The sequence below is a fragment of the Pseudomonas sp. B8(2017) genome (assembly GCF_002113575.1).
Taxonomy (GTDB): domain Bacteria; phylum Pseudomonadota; class Gammaproteobacteria; order Pseudomonadales; family Pseudomonadaceae; genus Aquipseudomonas; species Aquipseudomonas putida_Z.
In genome coordinates this window covers 51,703-72,342 of record NZ_NEIO01000018.1, presented here as the reverse complement: position 1 = coordinate 72,342, position 20,640 = coordinate 51,703, and the positions used below count along the sequence as shown (strand labels likewise).

Here is a 20,640-nt window from a genome sequence, read left to right as displayed (position 1 = left end):
TCGGGTCAGGGGTAGCCGCAGGTCACTTCGGGCTTGTCGTAGCCCAGGCTGTCCATTTCGTTGAACGGGTGCAGGAAGCCCTCCTGCGGCGAGGTGCTGACCAGGGCCCGCGGCTGCACCAGCGGGATTGGCTGGCGCAGCTCGCCGTTCCACGGGCGGTAGCTGAGCTTGCGGCCCTTGAAACCGTCCAGCGGCAACTGCTCGCTGAGCAGCAGTTGCTGCAGGGCGCGGGGCTCGGCCTGGCGCAGTTTGCTCACTGCGCTGGCGACGCTGCGCACGGCCATCCAGGCGGCGAAGTCGCGGTCGTTCATCCAGCGCCCGGCCTGGGCTTCGAAGCGCTTTTGCAACTGCGCCGCGCCGAAGGTTTCCACGGTCTTGTGCCAGCCGGTGGGGGTCAGGCCCTGGGTGCCGGCCACCGGGCGCGGGTACCAGGTCTGGTAGGGCAGGTACTCGCCGAAGTCGCCGCGCTCGTCGGCCACCAGCACCACGTCATACTCGGCGGCTTGGGTGAACAGCGGCATGTCGACCTGGGCGCTGCGGCGCTGGTCGTTGTCGAATGTCCAGGCTTTCTCCGCCACCAGCTGCATGCCAAAGCGCTTCATGGACCGGCGCAGGGCCGCCGCGTAGGCGCGGTCGTCGTCGGTCTGGCCGACGATCAACAGCGCTCGCTGCCATTTGCGCAGTACCAGGAACTGCGCCAGGGCATCGGCCAGCATGGCGCGGCTGGGCAGGCTGTGCAGCACATTGCCCAGGCACTGGCTGCTGCGCAGGCTGTCGTCCGGGCTGCCGGCGTTGAACAGCAGGCTGTCGGGCAGGGCGGCAGACAGCGCGCGCAGGCTGGCGGCGGGGGCATTCACCACGAACAGCCGCAGGCCCTGGTCATGCTGGGCCTTGGCGGCTTGCAGCAGGGCTTCGGGGCTGTCGACGCTGGCATTGGCCAGGTGGAATTCCTGCTTGAGAAAACGCCCGCTGCTGTTGCTGTCGACAATCGCCAGTTCGGCGCCCTGCAGCCCGGCATCGGTGGGCTCGGGAAGGATGTTGGACAGCAGCGGGCCGGGATCGGGGCGATAGCCGAGGTAGCCGATGCGCACCTGCAACGGTTCTGCGGCCTGGGCCTGCGCCGCGGGCGCCGGGCTCGCAGAAAGCGTCGCGGCCAGGGCCAGCAGGCAGGTCAGGGCAAGGTGGGCAGGCTGGCGCATAAGGCAACTCCACGGCAGATGGCGCCAGCATAGGAAGCCCGCCGGGAGGGGGAAATATGCAGAAAGTAGCGCTCGGCCGGTACCAAGGTAGTAATTCACCACGCGGGCCCGGGTTTTACGATGAGCCGCAGCCCCAGAGGAGAACTGCCCATGCGCCTTGTCAACCTGTCGGCCCTGTGGCGAATCAACCTCTGGGTCACCTGTTGCTTCGCGCTGGTGACGCTGGCCTGTGCCGGGGTGCTGTTGCGCCAGGCGGTGGCTGATGTGGAGCGGGAGTTGCAGTCGGCGCAAGCCGTGGTGGCGTACCTCGGCGACACCGCCGAGCGCGCCCCGCAGAGCCTGCAACCACGGCTGACGCAAAGCCTGCGCCATGTGCGGGTGCACTGGCTGGCGGCGGATGAAGCCGCGCAGCTGCCGCAGGAGGCCGGCCTGGATGCCTGGCTGGGTCGCCAACTGCTTGGCCGGCGCCATGACAGCAGCCGGCTGCTGGAGCTGGGTGACGGCCGCCGGGTAATGATTGCCGTGGATGCGCGGGATGAAATCGACGAAGTCCGTGACTCCCTGCAGCAGCTGTTGGTCCTGTGCGGCCTGGCGTTGTTGCTGAGCTTGTTGACCATCCGCTGGGCGGTGCGGCGGGGCATGGGCCTGCTGGACGATCTGCTGCAGGCCTTGCGCCAGGTCTCGGGTGGGCAATTGACCGCACGCCTGCGCGAGGCCGGCCTGCCGGAGGCGCGCCAGCTGGCCGAGCACTTCAACCGCATGACCGCGTCTCTGCAGCAGGCCCGGGCCGACAATACCCAACTCACCCAGGCCCTGCTGGCGGTGCAGGAGCAGGAGCGCACCCAGCTGGCGCAGACGCTGCACGACGACCTCGGGCAATACCTGGCGGGTATTCGGGCCCAGCTCTGCCTGCTGCGCATGGTCGCCGACCAGCCCGCCGTGGTGGCGCAGACGACACGTACCCTGGAGCTTGATTGCGAACGCCTGCAGCAAGGTTTCCGCGCCCTGGTACACGACCTGTACCCGCTGGCGCTGCAGCACATGCCGCTGGCCGAAGCCTTTGGCCTGCTGGTGAGCCAATGGCAGGCCAGCCAGGGTATCGATTGCCGCCTGCGGGTCGGCGAGCAGCTGCCGGCGCTGCCCGGGCCGAGCAGGACGCATCTGTATCGCTTGCTGCAGGAGGCATTGACCAACGTCGCCCGGCACGCCGGCGCCAGCCAGGTGCGGGTGCGCCTGCAACGCAGCGCCAAGGGCTTGCGCCTGCTGGTTCGCGACAACGGTTGCGGTGCCAGCCAGCCCCAGCGCCCCGGGGTAGGCCTGCACTCGATGGCCGAGCGCGCCCGCAGCCTGGGCGGTGAACTGCGCATCCTCAGCCGCCCGGGGGCCGGCTGGGCGCTGGACCTGAACATTCCCATGGAGGTGTGATGAATATCGTGTTGGTCGATGACCACGCCGTGGTCCGCCAGGGCTATGCCAGCCTGTTGCGGGCAGTGCTGCCGACAGTACAGGTGCGTGAGGCTGCCAGTGGCGAAGAGGCGCTGGCCCGGGTTCAGGAGCAGGTGCCCAACCTGGTGATCATGGACTTCGGCCTGCCTGGCATCAGCGGCCTGGAAACCACCCGGCGCCTGCGCCAGCGCCTGCCGCAATTGCGGGTGCTGTTCTTCAGCATGCATGACGAACTGCCGCTGGTGCGCCAGGCTCTGGATGCCGGGGCCTCGGGCTACCTGACCAAGAACTCGGCGCCCGAAGTGCTGATCGAGGCGGTGCAGCGGGTGCTGGCCGGGCATGCCTATATCGAACAGCCCCTGGCCACCCAGCTGGCCTGCACCTCACAGCAGAATGCCAGCGACCCGCGCTTGCAGCGCATGACCCAGCGTGAGCTGGAGATTTTCGTGATGCTGGCCAAGGGCACACCGGTGCGGGGGATTGCCGAGCAGCTGTGCATCAGCGCCAAGACCGTGTCCAACCACCTGACCTTGCTCAAGAGCAAGTTGCAGGTCAGTTCCCATGCCGAGCTGGTGCATCTGGGGATTGATCTGGGGGTGGTGCGAGTGGCGGGGTGAGGTCTTTATGGTTCGGGCCCGGACCCTGTGGGAGCGGGCATGCCCGCGAACACCGGCGAAGCCGGTGCCAGACACCGCGTCGGCTGCTTCGCGGGCGCGCCCGCTCCCACAGGTAACCGAGTGGTTGCAAAAATGGCAGCGCTCATTTGTCCCAAGTGTCGGGGCACCCCTTGCACCCCTCCATGTTGGCCTCCTGAAAATTCCCGTAATGCTGCCGCGCCCCGCGCAAGTCGGCGCGGGCCAGGTTGCTCTGGCCAAACTTGGCCTCCTGCAGGTTGGCATCGCCAAGGTCGGCCTCTTGCAGGTCAGCCTTGCTCAGCCAGGCCATTTCCAGGTCCGCCGCCCGCAGGTTGGCCTGCTGCATCTTTGCCCCTGACAACCTGGCGAACTGCAGGTAGGCCGCGCTGAGGTCGGCCTTGGCAAATTGCGCACCCTGGGCAAACAGGCCCCAGCCCTGAATGGCCACGAGCCGGCCATGGCTCAGGTCGGCCAGGCGCAGGTTGCTCTGCTGCAGGCTGGCGCGGGTCAGGTTGGCGCCTTGCAGGCTGGCCTTTTCCAGGTTGGCCAGGTCCAGCCGGGCATGGCGCAGGTCGGCATTGCGCAGGTCGGCGCCGGCCAGGTTCATCTTGCGCAGGTCCTGGTTGGCCAGGTTGGCGCCCCGCAGGTCGGCCCCCGGGCACTGGCTGGCTTCGGCAATCACGCAGCCGTTGATGGTCAGGGGGGTATCGTTGCCAGCGTCGTCGGCATTCTCGGCCATGGCAGGGGCCAGCACGATCAGCAAGGCAAGTGGCAGGTAGTTCATGGCGATAGGCTCTCAATGTGAAGTCGGGTGTGCACCCTCGGGCCGCTTTGCGGCCCATCGCCGGCAAGCCAGCTCCCACAGAAACTGCGCAACCCTTGAGACCTGCGCTGTACCTGTGGGAGCTGGCTTGCCGGCGATGGGCTGCATCGCAGCCCCAGTGATGCGTCAACTCATGCAGTCAACGCTGTGCAGTCTTGTTGTCCCAGCTGGGGATCTTGAACACCCAGAACGAACCACCCTGGGCCACCGGCTTGGTCAGTTCGGCCATGTCGCCGCCCCACAGCGGCACCGCACCGCCGTAGCCCACGGTCACGCCGATGTACTGCTCGCCGTCCTGTTCCCAGGTGATTGGCGGCGAGACGATGCCGCTGCCGGTCTGGAACTTCCAAAGCTCCTTGCCCGTCTTGGCGTCGAAGGCCTTGAAGAAGCCGTCGCCGGTGCCGGTGAACACCAGGTTGCCCTTGGTCGCCAGCACGCCGGCCCACAGCGGCAGCTGCTCCTTGTGCTCCCACACCAGCTTGCCGGTGCTCGGGTCCATGGCGCGCAGGGTGCCGACGTGGTCGTCATACATGCGCTTGATGCGAAAGCCCATGCCCAGGTAGGCGGAGCCCTTCTTGTAGTTCACTTCCTCGGTCCAGTACTCCTCCTTCCACTGGTTGCCAGGGATGTAGAACAGGCCGGTGTCCTGGCTGTAGGCCATGGGGTTCCAGTTCTTGCCGCCAAGGAAGGGTGGCGAGACCTCCACCGGCTTGCCCTTGGTTTCTCCCGGCAGCGGTTTGGCCGGGCGCTGCCCGGGGTTTTCCACCGGGCGCCCGGTCTTGAGGTCGATGTGGCTGGCCCAGGTGATGTTGTCGACGAAGGGGAAGGCGTTCTGCAGTTTGCCGTTGCTGCGGTCCACCACGTAGAAGAAACCGTTGCGGTCGGCGTGGCCGGTGGCCTTGACCAGCTTGCCGTCCTTGCCCTTGTAGTCGAACAGCACCAGTTCGTTGTTGCCGGAGAAATCCCAGGCATCGTTGGGCGTGTGCTGGTAGAACCACTTCACCTCACCGGTGCTCGGGTCGACGCCGACCTGCCCTGAGGTATACAGGCTGTCGTAGTCATGCGGGTTGCCGTCCTTCGAGGTGCGCGCCCAGGTGTTCCAGGGGCCGGGGTTGCCGGCGCCGACAATGATGGTGTTGGTCTCGGGGTCGAAGCTGGCGCTTTGCCAAGGCGCGCCGCCGCCGTGGCTCCAGGCTTCGACCTTGCCGGTTTCGGTGGTGGGGTCGTCCGGCCAGGACGGTGCCTTGACGTCACCGGTCGGCGTGCTGTCCTTGCCGTTCAGGCGGCCCATGTGGCCCTCGACGAAGGGCCGCATCCACACCTCTTCACCGGTGTCCGGGTCGCGGGCGAACAGTTGGCCGACCACGCCGAACTCATCGCCGGAGCTGCCGTGGATCAGCAGTACCTTGCCGCTGGTCTTGTCCTTGATCAGCACCGGGGCGCCGGTCATGGTGTAGCCGGCGGCGTGGTCGCCGAACTTCTTGTTCCACACCACTTTGCCGGTGCGCTTGTCGAGGGCGATGACCCGCGCGTCGAGGGTGCCGAAGTAGATCTTGTCGCCGTAGATCGCCGCGCCACGGTTGACCACATCGCAGCAGGGGCGAATGTTGTCCGGCAGGCGGTGGTTGTAGGTCCACAGGCGCTTGCCGGTTTTCGCATCGAGGGCGAACACCCGCGAATAGGAGCCGGTGACGTAGACCACGCCGTCACTGACGATGGCCTGGGATTCCTGGCCGCGCTGCTTTTCGTCACCGAAGGAATAGGACCAGGCCGGGGTCAGCTTGAACACGTTCTGGTCATTGACCTGGGCCAGCGGGCTCCAGCGCTGGGCGTTGGTGCCCATGCCGTACTGCAGCACGTCCTGGGTGGTCAGGTGGTCGTTGGCGATGTCTTCCCAGGTCACGTTCTTGCCGGCAGGTGCGGCTGGGGCGGTGGCGGCTGTGGCCGCGTTGCTCAGGGCCAGGCTACCGGCCAGCAGCAAGGCCCGCACGCTCAGGGCCAGAGGGGAAAGGGCGGGTAGCGTTCTTGTTGTCATGGTTGCAGTTCCCAGTGGAGGTTTTGGCCTGCACAGGGTGGGACGGGGCGGGCGTCGCCGGATACGGAAAATGTCCCGCCCTTGCCGGGAATAGTTCCCGCAGGGCACCTCATTTGGCCCTTCGCCACAAGCCCTACTACCAAGGGAGTAAGGCGCGGCCACCAAAGCAGCATTCGGCCGCTTGCGGGCTGTTTCTAAGATGGCGACACGGCCTCTGTGGTTGAGGCCTTGCGTGCAATCGTGAGGGCATAAAAATGACAACAAAACGCAACGTCTTGCTGGCTGCCGGGCTGCTTGCCAGTGCAGTGCTGACCGGCACGGCCTGGGCACATGGCAATGTGGTGCCCCAGGCCGTGGAAACCCAGGGCCTGACCCCGATCAAGGACGCTGGCGTAACCCTGGACGGCGATGGCTGGGCGGCGGTCAACCCGTACCGCAGCTCTCCCGAGCACGACAAAGCCGTGGAAATCGGTGCCTCGGCCTACAACCAGAACTGCGCCGCCTGCCATGGCCTGGAGGCCAAGTCCGGGGGCATCGCCCCGGATTTGCGCATGCTCGATGCCGGCGAGGCCGGGGATGAATGGTTCGTCGAGCGGGTACGCCACGGTGCGGTCCGCGACGGCCGGGTGTACATGCCGAAAATGGCCGACTACCTGAGCCAGGAGGCCCTGTGGGCGGTGCGCACCTATCTGGACAGCGTGCACGTCGAGGAGTGACGGCCATGCGTCTGTTGGCGGTGCTGTTGAGCGGCCTGCTGCTGTGTTGCGCGGCGGCGCAGGCGCAGGTGCGCAGCTACGACGCGATCATCGCCGCTGGTGAACTGAAGGTGGCGGTGTACAAGGACTTTGCGCCCTACAGCTTCGAGGACCACGGCCAGCCGCGCGGTGTCGACGTGGAACTGGCGCAGGCCCTGGCCACGGCGTTGGGGGTGCGTTTGCAGCTGATCTGGGCGCCACCTGGGGAGAAGCTCGACGACGATCTGCGCGACTACATCTGGCGTGGCAGCCCGCTGCGCCACCAGCAGCTGGCCGACCTGATGATGCGGGTGCCTTACGACCATGCCTACGCGCAGCGGCGCAACGAGGTGGGCGAGCTGGAAAACGCCCAGGTGGTGATGTTCGGCCCCTATCAGGAGGAGCGCTGGCAGGTCGCCTACGATCGCCGCCGCCTGGCCTCGGTGGCCAGTGTCGCGGTGTTCCAGCAGCACCCGATCGGGGTCGAGGTGGACAGCGTGCCGTCGTTCTACCTGACTTCCGTGTTCAACGGCATGCTCAGCGCCAGGACCCATCATTACCCCAATGTGCAGCAGGCCTTCGGTGCCATGCAGGCCGGCCAGGTGGACGCGGTGATGGCGATGCGCGGCGAAGTTGACTGGCAACTGCACCAGGCCGCCGACCCGCAACTGGCCCTGGCGGAAAACGCCTACCCGAACCTTGGCAAGCAGGCCTGGGAGATCGGCATGGCGGTGCATGAAAGCAACCGGCAGCTGGCTTATGCGGTGGAGGAGGCGCTTGAGGCGTTGATTCGTGATGGGCGGATGAAGGCGATTTATGCCAGTTATGGCCTGCGTTACCAGGTGCCGGAAATGTATCAGTAACAAGCTTCGCAGGCTTGTGAGTTTGTAAAAGCAACACATCCCCCTGTGGGAGCGGGTTCACCCGCGAAGAATGCGACGCGGTATATGGCACCGGCTTCGCCGGTGTTCGCGGGTGAACCCGCTCCCACAAGGACCGTGCACTGTCAGCCAGGTTTGCGTTGATCAAAAGGAGTGGGCGATGAACTGGCGAGCAACTTTGCTGCTGGCCTGCTGGATGCCCTGGGCCGCACAGGCCCAGGCCAGCGAGCCGAGTAACCACAAGGACCCGGTGCCGTCGGTGATGTGGGACTTCTACCACAAGCAGCTGCTGGGGCAGGCCGCATTCGTGTTCGATGACCGGGTCAAGCTGCTGGCGCCGCCGTTTGCCGAGGACGCCCGCCAGGTGCCGCTGGAGATCGACGCCCGGGCGTTCAGCGGCGAGGTGGTGCGGATTCTCGCCTGGGCCGAACTCAACCCGCTGCCGCGCATTGTCGACTTCCAGCCTGGCGAGCGCGTGCTGCCCTGGTTGTCGATCCGCATCCGCGTCGAACAGGCCACACCGCTGCGCGCTGCGGTGCTGACGCGCGACGGCCTGTGGCATGTCGGCTCGGCCCTGATCGATGCCGCTGGCGGCGGTTGTACCGCGCCCAGTGTGGTACGTACCCAGCCCGGCTGGGAGGAGCACCTCGGTGAAGTCCTGGGCGGGCGCTACCCGCGCGGCGACAGCAGCCGCTTGCGCCTGCAGGTGGCCCACCCGATGGACAACGGCCTGGTCAGCGGCATTCCCGAATTTTTCCTCAACCATGCCGAGCTGCAAGGCGCGGACGGCCAGCGCCTGGCCAGCCTGGAACTGTACCCGGCGGTTAGCGAAAACCCCAACCTGGGCTTCGACATCCAGGGCCCTGGGCCGACCCGGTTGGTGTTGCAGGACAACAGCGGCAACCAGTTCGAGGCGGCAGTGCCCTGAACGCGTTGCCGACTCCATCCCTGACCAGAGGCGCCCGTCATGCGTTGCATTCTGCTGTTGCTACTGTGCCTGGGCCTGCCGGCCTGGGCTGACCTGGACTATCGGCTCAAGCCCCGGCAGATCGCCGAAGGCACCTGGCTGCTGGAGGGCAGCACCGACAATTTCGCCAAGGATAACGGCGGGAATATCGTCAACACCGCGTTCATCGTCACCGACAACGGGGTGGTGGTGATCGACAGCGGGCCGTCGAAACGCTACGGCGAAGCATTGCGCCAGGCCATTGCCGCCACCACCGACAAGCCGGTGGTCGAAGTGCTGCTGACCCATCATCACCCCGACCATGTGCTGGGCAACCAGGCCTTTGCCGATGTGCCCATCGGCGCCCTGGCCGGTACCGGCGAGCTGTTGCGCCAGCAGGGCGAGGCCATGGCTGAGAACATGTACCGCCTGGTCGGCGACTGGATGCGCGGTACCGAGGTGGTGCTGCCGACCCGGGTGCTGGAGCCGGGCATTCACGAGGTGGGTGGCCACCGCCTGCGGCTGCTGGCGCTGGGCGGGCATACCGGTGCCGACCTGGCGATTCTGGATGAAAGCACCGGCGTGCTGTTCGCCGGCGACCTGGTGTTCCACGAGCGCGCGCTGACCACGCCCAACACCCCGGGGCTGGAGGTGTGGCTGAAGGACCTGGACACCTTGCAAGCGCTGCCCTGGAAGCAGCTGGTATCCGGTCACGGCCCGCTGGCCAGCGATGCCCAGCCGTTTGCCCAGATGCGTGACTACCTGGGCTGGCTGGATGGGCTGATGCGTGATGGCGCAGCGCGTGGCGATGACATGGCCGAGATGATCCGCAGCCCGATACCCGAGCGGTTTGCCGGTATCAGCCTGACCCGTTACGAGCTGATTCGCAGTGTCAGCCACTTGTACCCCCGCTACGAACGCCAGCAGCTGCGGCGCGTGGACAGCAAGGACTGACACGGTCCTTGTAGGAGCGGCCTTGTGTCGCGAAAGGGCTGCAAGGCAGCCCCCGGCAATTTCAGCCATGGGCACAAATCCTGGGGCCGCTTCGCGCCCCTTTCGCGACACAAGGCCGCTCCTACAGGGAACCGCGTAGGTTCACTGATACCAAGGAACTAGAAAACTCAGCACTGCGGGCAATTGTTGGCAAGCAGGTCGGGACCAAGAATTCCCGACACACCGGGAAGTTTTCCCGGATACAACAAAAAAACCAAAGGTAGCCGTCATGACCCGATCCACACGTCGTCCCGTGTTCGCCTTGAGCCTGGTGCTCAGCGCCATGCTGCTTGCCGGTGCAGCCCACGCAGCTGTCAGCAATGAAGAAATTCTCCAGGACCCGAAGAACCCGCAGCAGATCGTGACCAATGGCCTGGGCGTGCAGGGCCAGCGCTACAGCCCGCTGAACCTGCTCAATACCGACAACGTCAAGGACCTGCGGCCGGTCTGGGCGTTTTCCTTCGGTGGTGAGAAGCAGCGCGGCCAGCAGGCCCAGCCGCTGGTCAAGGACGGGGTGATGTACCTGACCGGCTCCTACTCGCGGGTGTTCGCCGTGGACGCCCGAACCGGCAAGAAGCTGTGGCAATACGATGCGCGCCTGCCCGATGACATCCGCCCGTGCTGCGACGTGATCAACCGCGGCGTGGCGCTGTACGGCAACCTGGTGTTCTTCGGCACCCTCGATGCCAAGCTGGTGGCGCTGAACAAGGACACTGGCAAGGTGGTATGGAGCAAGAAGGTGGCCGACCACAAGGAAGGCTACTCCATCAGCGCCGCGCCGATGATCGTCAACGGCAAGCTGATCACCGGCGTTGCCGGCGGCGAGTTTGGCGTGGTGGGCAAGATCCAGGCCTACAACCCGGAAAACGGCGAGCTGCTGTGGATGCGCCCGACCGTGGAAGGGCACATGGGCTACGTGTACAAGGACGGCAAGGCGATCGAGAACGGCATTTCCGGCGGCGAGGCCGGCAAGACCTGGCCCGGCGACCTGTGGAAGACCGGCGGTGCGGCGCCATGGCTGGGCGGCTACTACGACCCGGAAACCAACCTGATCCTGTTCGGCACCGGCAACCCGGCACCGTGGAACTCGCACCTGCGCCCGGGCGACAACCTGTATTCCTCGTCGCGCCTGGCCCTGAACCCCGACGATGGCACCATCAAGTGGCACTTCCAGAGCACGCCGCATGACGGCTGGGACTTCGACGGCGTCAACGAGCTGATCTCGTTCAACTACAAGGACGGTGACAAAGAGGTCAAGGCCGCCGCCACCGCTGACCGCAACGGCTTCTTCTACGTGCTGGACCGCACCAACGGCAAGTTCATCCGCGGCTTCCCCTTCGTCGACAAGATCACCTGGGCCACCGGCCTGGACAAGGACGGCCGGCCGATCTACAACGAGGCCAGCCGGCCGGGGGCGCCGGGTAGCGAGGCCAAGGGCAGCTCGGTGTTCGTGGCGCCGGCGTTCCTCGGTGCCAAGAACTGGATGCCGATGGCCTACAACAAGGACACCGGGCTGTTCTACGTGCCGTCCAACGAGTGGGGCATGGACATCTGGAACGAAGGCATCGCCTACAAGAAGGGCGCGGCGTTCCTTGGCGCCGGCTTCACCATCAAGCCGCTCAACGAAGACTACATCGGCGTGCTGCGCGCCATCGACCCGGTCAGCGGCAAGGAAGTATGGCGCCACAAGAACTTCGCGCCGCTGTGGGGCGGGGTGCTGACCACCAAGGGCAACCTGGTGTTCACCGGCACGCCGGAAGGCTTCCTGCAGGCGTTCAACGCCAAGACCGGCGACAAGGTCTGGGAGTTCCAGACCGGCTCCGGCGTGCTTGGCTCGCCAGTGACATGGGAAATGGACGGCGAACAGTACGTTTCGGTGGTTTCCGGCTGGGGCGGCGCGGTGCCGCTGTGGGGCGGCGAAGTGGCCAAGCGGGTCAAGGACTTCAACCAGGGCGGCATGCTCTGGACCTTCAAGCTGCCCAAGCAGCTGCAAACGGCAAGCGCCAGTCGCTAAGCCGATAACCTGCCGCTTGCTGCAGCAGACCCTGCGGCAGGCGGCCCTACTACCAAATGACGAGAGCCCCGCTGCCAACGATGCATTCGCCCGGCAGGCGGGGCTTTTTACCATCGGTCCATCGCCTGTCGCCGGACAGGCATCGACCCCCGCAGAGGCTCAGCATGATCTACGCACAACCCGGAACCCCAGGCGCCATCGTGTCCTTCAAGCCACGCTACGGCAACTTCATCAACGGTGAATTCGTGCCGCCGCTGGGCGGCCAGTATTTCACCAACAGCTCGCCGGTCAACGGCCAGCCGATTGCCGAGTTCCCGCGCTCCGGCGCCCAGGACATCGAGCAGGCCCTGGACGCCGCGCATGCCGCTGCCGAGGCCTGGGGCAAGACCTCGGTGCAGGACCGCGCCCTGGTGCTGCTGAAGATTGCCGACCGCATCGAACAGAACCTCGAAGTACTGGCCGTTACCGAAAGCTGGGACAACGGCAAGGCCGTGCGCGAAACCCTCAACGCCGACGTGCCGCTGGCGGCGGACCACTTCCGCTATTTCGCCGGCTGCATCCGTGCCCAGGAAGGCGGTGCCGCCGAGATCAACGAAGGCACCGTGGCCTACCATATCCATGAGCCGCTGGGCGTGGTCGGGCAGATCATCCCGTGGAACTTCCCGCTGCTGATGGCCGCCTGGAAGCTCGCCCCGGCCCTGGCCGCCGGCAACTGCGTGGTGCTCAAACCGGCGGAGCAGACGCCACTGTCCATCACCATTTTCGCCGAGCTGATCGCCGACCTGCTGCCGGCAGGCGTGCTGAACATCGTCCAGGGCTTTGGCCGTGAAGCCGGCGAAGCCCTGGCTACCAGCAAGCGCATCGCCAAGATCGCCTTCACCGGTTCCACCCCGGTGGGCTCGCACATCATGAAGTGCGCGGCCGAGAACATCATCCCGTCCACCGTCGAACTGGGCGGCAAGTCGCCGAACATCTTCTTCGAAGACATCATGCAGGCCGAGCCCGCGTTCATCGAAAAGGCAGCCGAAGGCCTGGTGCTGGCGTTCTTCAACCAGGGCGAAGTGTGCACCTGCCCGTCGCGGGCACTGATCCAGGAGTCGATCTACGAGCCGTTCATGGCCGAGGTGATGAAGAAGATCGCCAGGATTACCCGTGGCAACCCGCTGGACACCGCGACCATGGTCGGTGCCCAGGCATCGGAGCAGCAATACGACAAGATCCTTTCCTACCTGCAGGTTGCCCGGGAGGAGGGCGCGCAGTTGCTCACCGGTGGCGCTGCCGAGCGGCTCGACGGCGACCTGGCCAGCGGGTACTACATCCAGCCGACCTTGCTCAAGGGCAACAACAAGATGCGCGTGTTCCAGGAGGAGATCTTCGGCCCGGTGGTGGGCGTGACCACCTTCAAGGACGAAGCCGAAGCCCTGGCGATCGCCAACGACAGCGAGTTTGGCCTGGGCGCGGGGCTGTGGACCCGTGACATCAACCGTGCCTACCGCATGGGCCGTGGGATCAAGGCCGGGCGTGTGTGGACCAACTGCTACCACCTGTACCCGGCGCATGCCGCGTTCGGTGGCTACAAGAAGTCCGGGGTGGGCCGCGAGACGCACAAGATGATGCTCGATCACTACCAGCAGACCAAGAACCTGCTGGTGAGCTACGACATCAACCCGTTGGGCTTCTTCTAAAACCTGGGATGGCCTCGGGGGCTGCTTTGCAGCCCATCGCAGGCAAGCCAGCTCCCACAGGTACTGCACAAGGTTCAAGGCCCATGCAGTACCTGTGGGAGCTGGCTTGCCGGCGATGAGGCCAGGGCAGGCTCACCATTGCTTTTGAAGCCAGTGCCACCCTGTGGGAGCGGGCGAGCCCGCGAAGAGGCCGGCACTGCCATGCACAAATCCACAGCAGCTCCGTGTTACCCCTACCAACGCACCCCGCAAACCTGTCCCAAAGTAGCATTCGGCCGCGTCGCCCCTCGTGCATTAATGCCTCTACCGGAATCGCCCGGCACCAAGAAGAGGAATGCCCCATGTGGACTAAACCCGCCTTTACCGACCTGCGCATCGGCTTCGAAGTGACGATGTACTTCGCCAATCGTTGATGCCTGTCCGGCCATCACCGCGATGGCCGGTTCTTCACTGAGCAAGCCTGTTGTGAACCTGATCGATCGCGAACAAGCCCTGGCCTTGCGCAAGGGCTTTCGCCTGCGCTGGGAGCCGCGCCAGGCGTGCCATGTGCTGCTGTACCCCGAGGGCATCATCGAGCTCAATGCCAGTGCCGGCTGGGTGCTCGAGTTGCTGGACGGCCAGCGCAGCGTGGCGGCTGTCATCGACCGCCTGGCACAGCGCTTCCCTGGTGTGCCGGGGCTCGACGAGGACATCCTGGCGTTCCTGGAGGTGGCCCGTGCCAAGTACTGGATCGAATGAGCCATGGTCACGCTTTGGTCTGGTTGCTTTCGCTACGGGATGCTTTACGCTGGCGGTTACCTTCCAGAACAATAAGAACAGGCTTACCGATGAGCCAGAGTTTCAGCCCGCTTCGCAAGTTCGTTTCGCCCGAGATCATCTTTGGTGCCGGCTGCCGGCACAATGTCGCCAATTACGCCAAGACCTTCGGTGCGCGCAAGGTGCTGGTGGTCAGCGACCCCGGTGTGATTGCCGCCGGTTGGGTGGCGGACGTGGAGGCCAGCCTGCAGGCCCAGGGCATCGACTACTGCCTGTACAGCGCCGTATCACCCAACCCACGGGTCGAAGAGGTGATGCTCGGTGCCGAGATCTACCGGCAGAACCACTGTGATGTGATCGTCGCGGTCGGCGGCGGCAGCCCGATGGATTGCGGCAAGGCCATCGGCATCGTGGTCGCCCACGGGCGCAGCATCCTCGAATTCGAAGGCGTGGACATGATCCGCGTGCCCAGCCCGCCGCTGATCCTGATCCCGACTACGGCCGGCACTTCGGCGGACGTGTCGCAGTTCGTGATCATTTCCAACCAGCAGGAGCGCATGAAGTTCTCCATCGTCAGCAAGGCGGTGGTGCCGGACGTGTCGCTGATCGACCCGCAAACCACCCTGAGCATGGACCCGTTCCTGTCGGCCTGCACCGGCATCGATGCGCTGGTGCATGCCATCGAAGCCTTCGTTTCCACCGGCCACGGCCCGCTGACCGACCCCCATGCGCTGGAGGCCATGCGCCTGATCAACGGCAACCTGGTGGAAATGATCGCCAACCCCACCGATATCGCCCTGCGCGAGAAGATCATGCTGGGCAGCATGCAGGCGGGGCTGGCGTTTTCCAATGCGATCCTGGGTGCGGTCCACGCCATGTCGCACAGCCTGGGCGGGTTCCTCGACCTGCCGCATGGCCTGTGCAATGCGGTGCTGGTGGAGCACGTGGTGGCGTTCAACTACAGCTCGGCACCGGAGCGTTTCAAGGTGATTGCCGAAGTGCTGGGTATCGACTGCCGCGGCCTCAACCACCGGCAGATCTGCGCGCGCCTGGTGGAGCACCTGATCGCCCTGAAGCATGCCATCGGCTTCCACGAAACCTTGGGCCTGCACGGGGTGCGCACGGCCGATATCCCGTTCCTGTCGCAACATGCGATGGATGACCCGTGCATCCTCACCAACCCGCGTGCGTCGAGCCAGCGTGATGTCGAGGTGGTCTATGGCGAGGCCCTCTGACGAGCAGCAACGGGCGCTGGCCGGGCTGCTGGGGCTGGGCGACCACTCGGCGCGCAAGAGCCATTACCCGGAGCTGGCGGCGCGCCTGGACGAACTGGAGGCCGAACGCAACCGCTACAAATGGCTGTTCGAAAACGCCGTGCACGGGATTTTCCAGGCCAGCCTGCAAGACGGCATGCGTGCAGCCAACCCGGCGTTGGCACGCATGCTGGGTTACGACAACCCGCAAGCGTTGCTGTTTCCGCTGACGGACCTTGCCGCCAACCTGTTTGTCGGCGGGGCCGAAGAGTTGCACGCAATCACCGCGACCCTCGCCCGTGAACGCAGCCTGCACGGCTATGAAACCCGCTTGCGGCGCAAGGATGGCAGCCACCTCGATGTGCTGATGAACCTGTTGCTCAAGCCCGGCCAGGAAGGGCTGGTGGAAGGGTTTGTCGCCGACATCACCGAACGCAAGCTGGCCCAGCAGCGCCTGCAGCAACTGAATGACGAACTCGAGCAACGGGTGGCCGCCCGCACCGATGAACTGCTTGAGGCCAACCGCAACCTGCAACAGCAGATCGCCGAGCGCAAACAGATCGCCCGCGCCCTGCGCGATGCCCGCGACGCCGCGGAAACCGCCAACCGCAGCAAGGACAAATACCTCGCTGCCGCCAGCCATGACCTGCTGCAACCGCTGAATGCCGCGCGGCTGCTGATCTCGACCTTGCGCGAAAGGCCATTGCCAGAAGCGGAAAAGGTGCTGGTGGAGCGTACCCATCAGGCCCTGGAGGGCGCCGAAGACCTGCTGACCGACCTACTGGACATTTCCCGGCTCGACCAGGCGGCGGTCAAGCCGGACGTGGCGCTGTACCGCCTCGACGAACTGTTCGGGCCACTGGTCTCGGAGTTTCGCACGGTGGCCGATGCGGCAGGCCTGAAGCTGCGCGCGCGCATTGGCGACTACGCCATCAGTACCGACCTGCGGCTGATGACGCGTATCCTGCGCAACTTTCTCAGCAACGCCTGCCGTTATACCGACGAGGGCAGGATCCTGCTGGGGGCCAGGCGCCGCGGCGATCACTTGCGCCTGGAGGTGTGGGATACCGGGCGGGGCATCGCGGCGGATCGGCTGCAGGCCATCTTCCTCGAGTTCAATCAACTGGACGTTGGCCGCGCCGCCGACCGCAAGGGCGTGGGCCTGGGGCTGGCGATCGTCGAGCGGATCGCCAAGATTCTCGGCTACCGCATCGAGGTGCGCTCGTGGCCGGGGCGTGGCTCGATGTTCAGCATCGACGTGCCGATCGGCGAAGCCATGCCGTTGCCTATCCACCAGGCCGCGCCGCAGCCGGGCGCCGGCAACCCGTTGCCGGGCCGCCGCCTGCTGGTACTGGACAACGAAGTGAGCATCCTCGAGAGCATGGGCGCGCTGCTCGGGCAGTGGGGCTGCGAAGTGGTTACCGCGACCGACCAGGCCGGGGCCTTGCTGGCCTTGCAGGGGCGGGCACCGGAATTGATCCTGGCGGACTTTCACTTGGACCACGGTGTTGTCGGCTGCGAGGTGGTCAGGCACTTGCGTGAACATTTCGGCGCCGCCATTCCTGCGGTGATCATCACCGCCGACCGCAGCGATCAGTGCCGACGCTCCTTGAACAAGCTCGGTGCGCCGTTGCTGAACAAGCCTGTCAAACCGGGGAAGTTGCGTGCGGTGTTGAGCCAGTTGCTGGGCTGAAGCCTCAACCCCATGGCCTTGCGCGGCCCCTTGTAGGAGCGGCCTTGTGTCGCGATAGGGCTGCGAAGCAGCCCCGGCAATTTATGCATTTGCGCTGAAATCCTGGGGCTGCTTCGCAGCCCTATCGCGACACAAGGCCGCTCCTACAGGGGGCGCGCAGTGCCAGGTGGCTGTTCCTGAAATGGGACTCTGTGTTGCGGATGTCAGCCTGTCACGGCTCTGCCTGGCTGGTTATCTTACCGGGGCGCCATTGTTTGGGCGAAGTCATACCAAACGCATCCAACCCGAGTAAGGAAAACATCATGGCCTTTCAATACAAGCGACTGGACAAGAATAACGCCGCCGTACTGCTGGTGGATCACCAGACGGGTTTGCTCTCTTTGGTAAGGGATATCGAACCCGACCGTTTCAAGAACAATGTGCTGGCCCTGTCGGACCTGGCCAAGTACTTCAAGTTGCCGACCATCCTCACCACCAGCTTCGAGAACGGCCCAAATGGCCCGCTGGTGCCCGAACTCAAGGAGCAGTTCCCTGACGCGCCGTACATCGCGCGCCCGGGCAACATCAATGCCTGGGACAACGAAGACTTCGTCAAGGCGGTCAAGGCCACCGGCAAGAAGCAACTGATCATCGCCGGTGTGGTGACCGAGGTTTGCGTGGCCTTCCCGGCACTGTCGGCCCTGGAAGAAGGCTTCGATGTGTTCGTGGTCACCGATGCCTCCGGTACCTTCAACGAACTGACCCGTGATTCGGCCTGGCGCCGGATGGAAGCCGCCGGCGCGCAGCTGATGACCTGGTTCGGCGTGGCCTGCGAGCTGCACCGCGACTGGCGCAACGACATCGAAGGCCTGGGCACGCTGTTCTCCAACCACATCCCGGACTACCGCAACCTGATGACCAGCTTCAGCAAGCTGTCGAAGTAATCCGGCCGGGGCGCCATGCGCGTGCATGGCTCCCCGATCGCTTGTGTCACACGTCAGTTTTGTGCCGCCGGTGCCTGCGCCTCGAGCAGGGCGGTACCCAACCTGTCGTCAGTTAATCTGCTTATATGTCTTACGGTTGCTCGACTCGCGCACTTGAACGGTAATGTGAGTGTGCTCGCGGATGCGTAGAGACGCCTCCAGCTCATGAATCAACCCGGCCCGGAATGCCATGCGCCCATGCGCGGCTTCCTGGCCGTGTCCCGAGGTGCCGGATGGCTCCACTGATTTCCTATTTCAAGATGGCCTTGAACCCTGGCCGTGGGGTGCTGTTCTTCGCGCTGCGTACCATCGTTGCAGGCCTGTTGTGCCTCTACCTGGCGTTCATCTTCGACCTGGAACAACCGAAGTGGGCGCTGATGACCGTGATCATCATCAGCCTGCCGTTGGCCGGCATGACCCTCAAGCGCAGTTTCGCCCAGGTACTGGGCACCGCAGCGGGGGCGGCCATGGCTGTGGTGATCATGGCCTTGTTCCCTCAGGCGCCAATGCCTTTCATCGTCTGCCTGGCCCTGTGGCTGGCGTTCTGCACGGCGGGCGGCACGCTGCTGCGCTATACCGACTCGCATGCCTTCGTCCTCAGCGGGTTTACCGCCGTGGTGGTCGCGATGCTGGCCGTGCCGGAACCGGACGGCATCCTCCTGCTGGCCATCACGCGGTTGACCGAAACCCTGCTGGCGGTGGCCTGCGTGGCCGTGGTCAGTTTGTTGAGCGCGCGCCCACAGGCAGTGGCGCAGGGCTACTTCAGCAAGGTCGATAGCCTGGTCAAGCTGATCGCCCGGCACGCCGCCGAGGTGGTGCGCAGCGAAGAGGATGAAGCCGCGCTGCACCAGCGGCAGGCGCAACTGATCAGCGAGATCAGTGTGCTGGAAGGCCTGCGCCGCCATCTCTATTTCGATGCGCCGCACCTGCGCAACGCCGATGGGCTGGTGCAGCTGCTGGCCAACCAACTGGTGCTGCTGGTGTCGCGCCTGCTGGTATTGCGCCAACAGCGCGAGTTGATCAAGCAGCACTGGCAAGGGCCGTTGCCAGAAGAAATCCAGCTGTTGCGCCAGGACGAGCTGGACAACCTGGAGGCACTGGCCCGTGACGGCGTGAAGTTGTCGGCGCAGCGCCGCGAAGCGATCCACCACCTGTACCAGCGCTTCGACGCCGCCGCTGACCGGGTCGAGTTTCTCGACGAGCCCTTGCCCCCGCGCATGCGCTCGCTGGCCTGGGCCCTGCGCTGGGAGCAGGCGCGCCTGCTGCAGCAGCTGAACGAACTGATCGAGCTCAACGAGGCGATCCAGCAGCGCAGGGGCGCCAGTTGTCCCCACGCCCAAGGGCAAGCCAGCGCGCTGCATCTGGACTTCCGCCTGGCCGGCATGAACGCCGTGCGGGCCTTCCTGGCGCTGTTTCTCGCCGGTTGGTTGTGGATCGAAACGGCCTGGGACGGCGCGCGTTCCGGGGTGATCCTGATCGGTGTCATGTGCTCGCTGATGGCGACGCTGCCGCGGCCGTTGCTGGCCAGCCAAAACTACAACCGTGGCCTGCTGGTCGCGCTGCTGTTGTCCGCCGTGTACCAGTTTGCCCTGCTGCCGATGTTCACCGATTTCGAAATGCTTGCCGTGTGCCTGGTGCCGTTGCTGTACCTGGCGGCCGTCGGCCTGGCCAGCCCCATGACAGCGGGCATCGGCATGGGCATCGGGTTGATCAGCCTGTTGATGATCGGGCCGCAGAATGTCGGCGCCTACCACAACAGTGCCATGCAGTGGTTCGAGTTTGCCGGTGGCTATGCGGCGGCTGGCGGGCTGGCGATGGTGGTGTTCGCCCTGGTGTTCCCGTTCAACCCGCAAAAGCGCATGGCCCGGCTGTTCCGCCAGACCCGCGAGGATGTGCATGAGTACGTGACGGCACCTGCCAGCGTGGCGCGTCAGTTCGATTTCGAGAGCCGTATGCTGGACCGCCTGTCGGCGATGATCGGCCTGTTGCCCGCCGCCACTGATGCGCGCTCCCGGGAGCTGTTCGATTGCAGCCTGGTGTGCCCGGCGCTGGCCATTGCGCTGGGCCAGGCGCATGCCCAGTGCGTCAACCTCACGGTGCTGCCTGAAGGCACGAGGGCGCGTTTGCGCCTAGGGTTGCAGGAGATGGCGGATCTGATCGGTGCACGCCGGCGGGTGGATGTGGACGGGCTGTTGCGCGAGCTGGCCGAGCTTGCCGAAACCCTGGATGCGCTGCACCAGGCACACGCCGAGGCGGGCCGCGAGACGCTGCGGCAGTTGTTCATCCTGCGGGTCGCGCTATCGGTTGTCGGCCAGTTGTTGCAGCGCTATCGACCGGTGCTGGCAGCGCAGACGTTGCCTGAGGAGGAGGGCGCCTATGCCCGTTGATTTCGAGTTTGGCGGGGTCTACCTGCCGCCGATTGCCCAGGCGTTGTTGCTGGGGTTGCCGTTGTTTCTGGTGCTGGACGCCCTGTTGCGGCGCAGTGGCGTGCTGGCGCGTGTGTGGCACCCGGCGCTGTTGCAGGGCGCCTTGTATGCCGCGATCTGCGCGGCGCTGGTGTTGTTGATGGGAGCGAGTGCCTGAAT

General features: G+C 65.3%; 18 protein-coding genes. 15 read left to right on the top strand and 3 right to left on the bottom strand.

The annotated features are described in order from the left end of the window. Positions 1–5: 5 nt before the first annotated feature. A complete protein-coding gene (locus CAG22_RS21430) occupies positions 6–1,199 on the bottom strand; it encodes an ABC transporter substrate-binding protein (RefSeq protein ID WP_085706126.1) in 1,194 nt (397 codons plus the stop codon). A gap of 150 nt (positions 1,200–1,349) precedes the next feature. On the opposite strand from CAG22_RS21430, the gene CAG22_RS21425 reads away from it, so the two are divergent. Both CAG22_RS21425 and CAG22_RS21420 read left to right on the top strand, forming a co-directional pair. Continuing rightward, entirely contained in the window at positions 1,350–2,624 is a 1,275-nt protein-coding gene (locus CAG22_RS21425) for a histidine kinase (RefSeq protein WP_085706125.1), read from the top strand. Beyond that, on the top strand, positions 2,624–3,262 hold the full coding sequence (locus CAG22_RS21420; RefSeq protein WP_075045529.1) for a response regulator transcription factor: 639 nt from the start codon (positions 2,624–2,626) through the stop codon (positions 3,260–3,262). Before CAG22_RS21425 ends, CAG22_RS21420 begins: the two co-directional genes overlap by 1 nt. A 142-nt stretch (positions 3,263–3,404) precedes the next feature. On the opposite strand, the gene CAG22_RS21410 is transcribed toward CAG22_RS21420, so the two are convergent. Then, complete coding sequence (locus CAG22_RS21410) at positions 3,405–4,064, bottom strand: pentapeptide repeat-containing protein (protein WP_085706124.1); 660 nt, start codon at positions 4,062–4,064, stop codon at positions 3,405–3,407. Between the two features lie 178 nt (positions 4,065–4,242). Beyond that, the gene (gene exaA / locus CAG22_RS21405; protein WP_085588086.1) at positions 4,243–6,138 is read right to left on the bottom strand and encodes a quinoprotein ethanol dehydrogenase; all 1,896 of its coding nucleotides are present in this window, start codon (positions 6,136–6,138) and stop codon (positions 4,243–4,245) included. A gap of 254 nt (positions 6,139–6,392) precedes the next feature. On the opposite strand from exaA, the gene pedF reads away from it, so the two are divergent. The 13 genes from pedF (at position 6,393) to CAG22_RS21335 (ending at position 20,638) form a co-directional block, all read left to right on the top strand. Next, positions 6,393–6,854 carry a cytochrome c-550 PedF gene (pedF, locus tag CAG22_RS21400; RefSeq protein WP_046613884.1) on the top strand — a complete coding sequence of 154 codons (462 nt, stop codon included), beginning with the start codon at positions 6,393–6,395 and terminating at the stop codon, positions 6,852–6,854. A 5-nt stretch (positions 6,855–6,859) separates the two neighbouring features. After that, positions 6,860–7,735 (top strand): ABC transporter substrate-binding protein, encoded by an 876-nt coding sequence (locus CAG22_RS21395; protein WP_084785210.1) that lies wholly within the window; start codon positions 6,860–6,862, stop codon positions 7,733–7,735. 178 nt (positions 7,736–7,913) lie between these two features. Then, on the top strand, positions 7,914–8,681 hold the full coding sequence (locus tag CAG22_RS21385; RefSeq protein ID WP_085588090.1) for a quinoprotein dehydrogenase-associated SoxYZ-like carrier: 768 nt from the start codon (positions 7,914–7,916) through the stop codon (positions 8,679–8,681). Positions 8,682–8,720: 39 nt separating this feature from the next. Beyond that, positions 8,721–9,653 (top strand): quinoprotein relay system zinc metallohydrolase 1, encoded by a 933-nt coding sequence (locus CAG22_RS21380; RefSeq protein WP_085588092.1) that lies wholly within the window; start codon positions 8,721–8,723, stop codon positions 9,651–9,653. A gap of 268 nt (positions 9,654–9,921) precedes the next feature. Continuing rightward, positions 9,922–11,706, top strand: coding sequence for a PQQ-dependent alcohol dehydrogenase PedH (pedH, locus tag CAG22_RS21375; protein ID WP_085706123.1), 1,785 nt, complete (start codon positions 9,922–9,924; stop codon positions 11,704–11,706). Positions 11,707–11,870: 164 nt separating this feature from the next. Then, positions 11,871–13,391 (top strand): aldehyde dehydrogenase family protein, encoded by a 1,521-nt coding sequence (locus CAG22_RS21370; RefSeq protein ID WP_025339552.1) that lies wholly within the window; start codon positions 11,871–11,873, stop codon positions 13,389–13,391. A gap of 341 nt (positions 13,392–13,732) precedes the next feature. Further along, on the top strand, positions 13,733–13,804 hold the full coding sequence (gene pqqA / locus CAG22_RS21365) for a pyrroloquinoline quinone precursor peptide PqqA (RefSeq protein ID WP_003253598.1): 72 nt from the start codon (positions 13,733–13,735) through the stop codon (positions 13,802–13,804). Between the two features lie 52 nt (positions 13,805–13,856). Beyond that, on the top strand, positions 13,857–14,129 hold the full coding sequence (pqqD, locus tag CAG22_RS21360; protein WP_025339551.1) for a pyrroloquinoline quinone biosynthesis peptide chaperone PqqD: 273 nt from the start codon (positions 13,857–13,859) through the stop codon (positions 14,127–14,129). Positions 14,130–14,218: 89 nt separating this feature from the next. After that, a complete protein-coding gene (gene ercA, locus CAG22_RS21355; RefSeq protein WP_025339550.1) occupies positions 14,219–15,382 on the top strand; it encodes an alcohol dehydrogenase-like regulatory protein ErcA in 1,164 nt (387 codons plus the stop codon). Then, complete coding sequence (locus CAG22_RS21350; protein ID WP_085706122.1) at positions 15,366–17,093, top strand: NahK/ErcS family hybrid sensor histidine kinase/response regulator; 1,728 nt, start codon at positions 15,366–15,368, stop codon at positions 17,091–17,093. The genes ercA and CAG22_RS21350 overlap by 17 nt, the downstream gene beginning before the upstream one ends. Before the next feature lie 302 nt (positions 17,094–17,395). Then, the gene (gene ycaC, locus CAG22_RS21345) at positions 17,396–18,016 is read left to right on the top strand and encodes an isochorismate family cysteine hydrolase YcaC (protein ID WP_046613875.1); all 621 of its coding nucleotides are present in this window, start codon (positions 17,396–17,398) and stop codon (positions 18,014–18,016) included. A gap of 272 nt (positions 18,017–18,288) precedes the next feature. Next, the gene (locus tag CAG22_RS21340; RefSeq protein WP_085706121.1) at positions 18,289–20,442 is read left to right on the top strand and encodes an FUSC family protein; all 2,154 of its coding nucleotides are present in this window, start codon (positions 18,289–18,291) and stop codon (positions 20,440–20,442) included. Beyond that, a complete protein-coding gene (locus CAG22_RS21335; RefSeq protein ID WP_085706120.1) occupies positions 20,432–20,638 on the top strand; it encodes a DUF1656 domain-containing protein in 207 nt (68 codons plus the stop codon). The genes CAG22_RS21340 and CAG22_RS21335 overlap by 11 nt, the downstream gene beginning before the upstream one ends. Positions 20,639–20,640: the final 2 nt, after the last annotated feature.

Coding starts and splice junctions, on each gene's coding strand:
- CAG22_RS21430 (WP_085706126.1), bottom strand. CDS start 1,199: ATGCGCCAGCCTGCCCACCTTGCCCTGACCTGCCTGCTGGCCCTGGCC.
- CAG22_RS21425 (WP_085706125.1), top strand. CDS start 1,350: ATGCGCCTTGTCAACCTGTCGGCCCTGTGGCGAATCAACCTCTGGGTC.
- CAG22_RS21420 (WP_075045529.1), top strand. CDS start 2,624: ATGAATATCGTGTTGGTCGATGACCACGCCGTGGTCCGCCAGGGCTAT.
- CAG22_RS21410 (WP_085706124.1), bottom strand. CDS start 4,064: ATGAACTACCTGCCACTTGCCTTGCTGATCGTGCTGGCCCCTGCCATG.
- exaA (WP_085588086.1), bottom strand. CDS start 6,138: ATGACAACAAGAACGCTACCCGCCCTTTCCCCTCTGGCCCTGAGCGTG.
- pedF (WP_046613884.1), top strand. CDS start 6,393: ATGACAACAAAACGCAACGTCTTGCTGGCTGCCGGGCTGCTTGCCAGT.
- CAG22_RS21395 (WP_084785210.1), top strand. CDS start 6,860: ATGCGTCTGTTGGCGGTGCTGTTGAGCGGCCTGCTGCTGTGTTGCGCG.
- CAG22_RS21385 (WP_085588090.1), top strand. CDS start 7,914: ATGAACTGGCGAGCAACTTTGCTGCTGGCCTGCTGGATGCCCTGGGCC.
- CAG22_RS21380 (WP_085588092.1), top strand. CDS start 8,721: ATGCGTTGCATTCTGCTGTTGCTACTGTGCCTGGGCCTGCCGGCCTGG.
- pedH (WP_085706123.1), top strand. CDS start 9,922: ATGACCCGATCCACACGTCGTCCCGTGTTCGCCTTGAGCCTGGTGCTC.
- CAG22_RS21370 (WP_025339552.1), top strand. CDS start 11,871: ATGATCTACGCACAACCCGGAACCCCAGGCGCCATCGTGTCCTTCAAG.
- ercA (WP_025339550.1), top strand. CDS start 14,219: ATGAGCCAGAGTTTCAGCCCGCTTCGCAAGTTCGTTTCGCCCGAGATC.
- CAG22_RS21350 (WP_085706122.1), top strand. CDS start 15,366: ATGGCGAGGCCCTCTGACGAGCAGCAACGGGCGCTGGCCGGGCTGCTG.
- ycaC (WP_046613875.1), top strand. CDS start 17,396: ATGGCCTTTCAATACAAGCGACTGGACAAGAATAACGCCGCCGTACTG.
- CAG22_RS21340 (WP_085706121.1), top strand. CDS start 18,289: ATGGCTCCACTGATTTCCTATTTCAAGATGGCCTTGAACCCTGGCCGT.
- CAG22_RS21335 (WP_085706120.1), top strand. CDS start 20,432: ATGCCCGTTGATTTCGAGTTTGGCGGGGTCTACCTGCCGCCGATTGCC.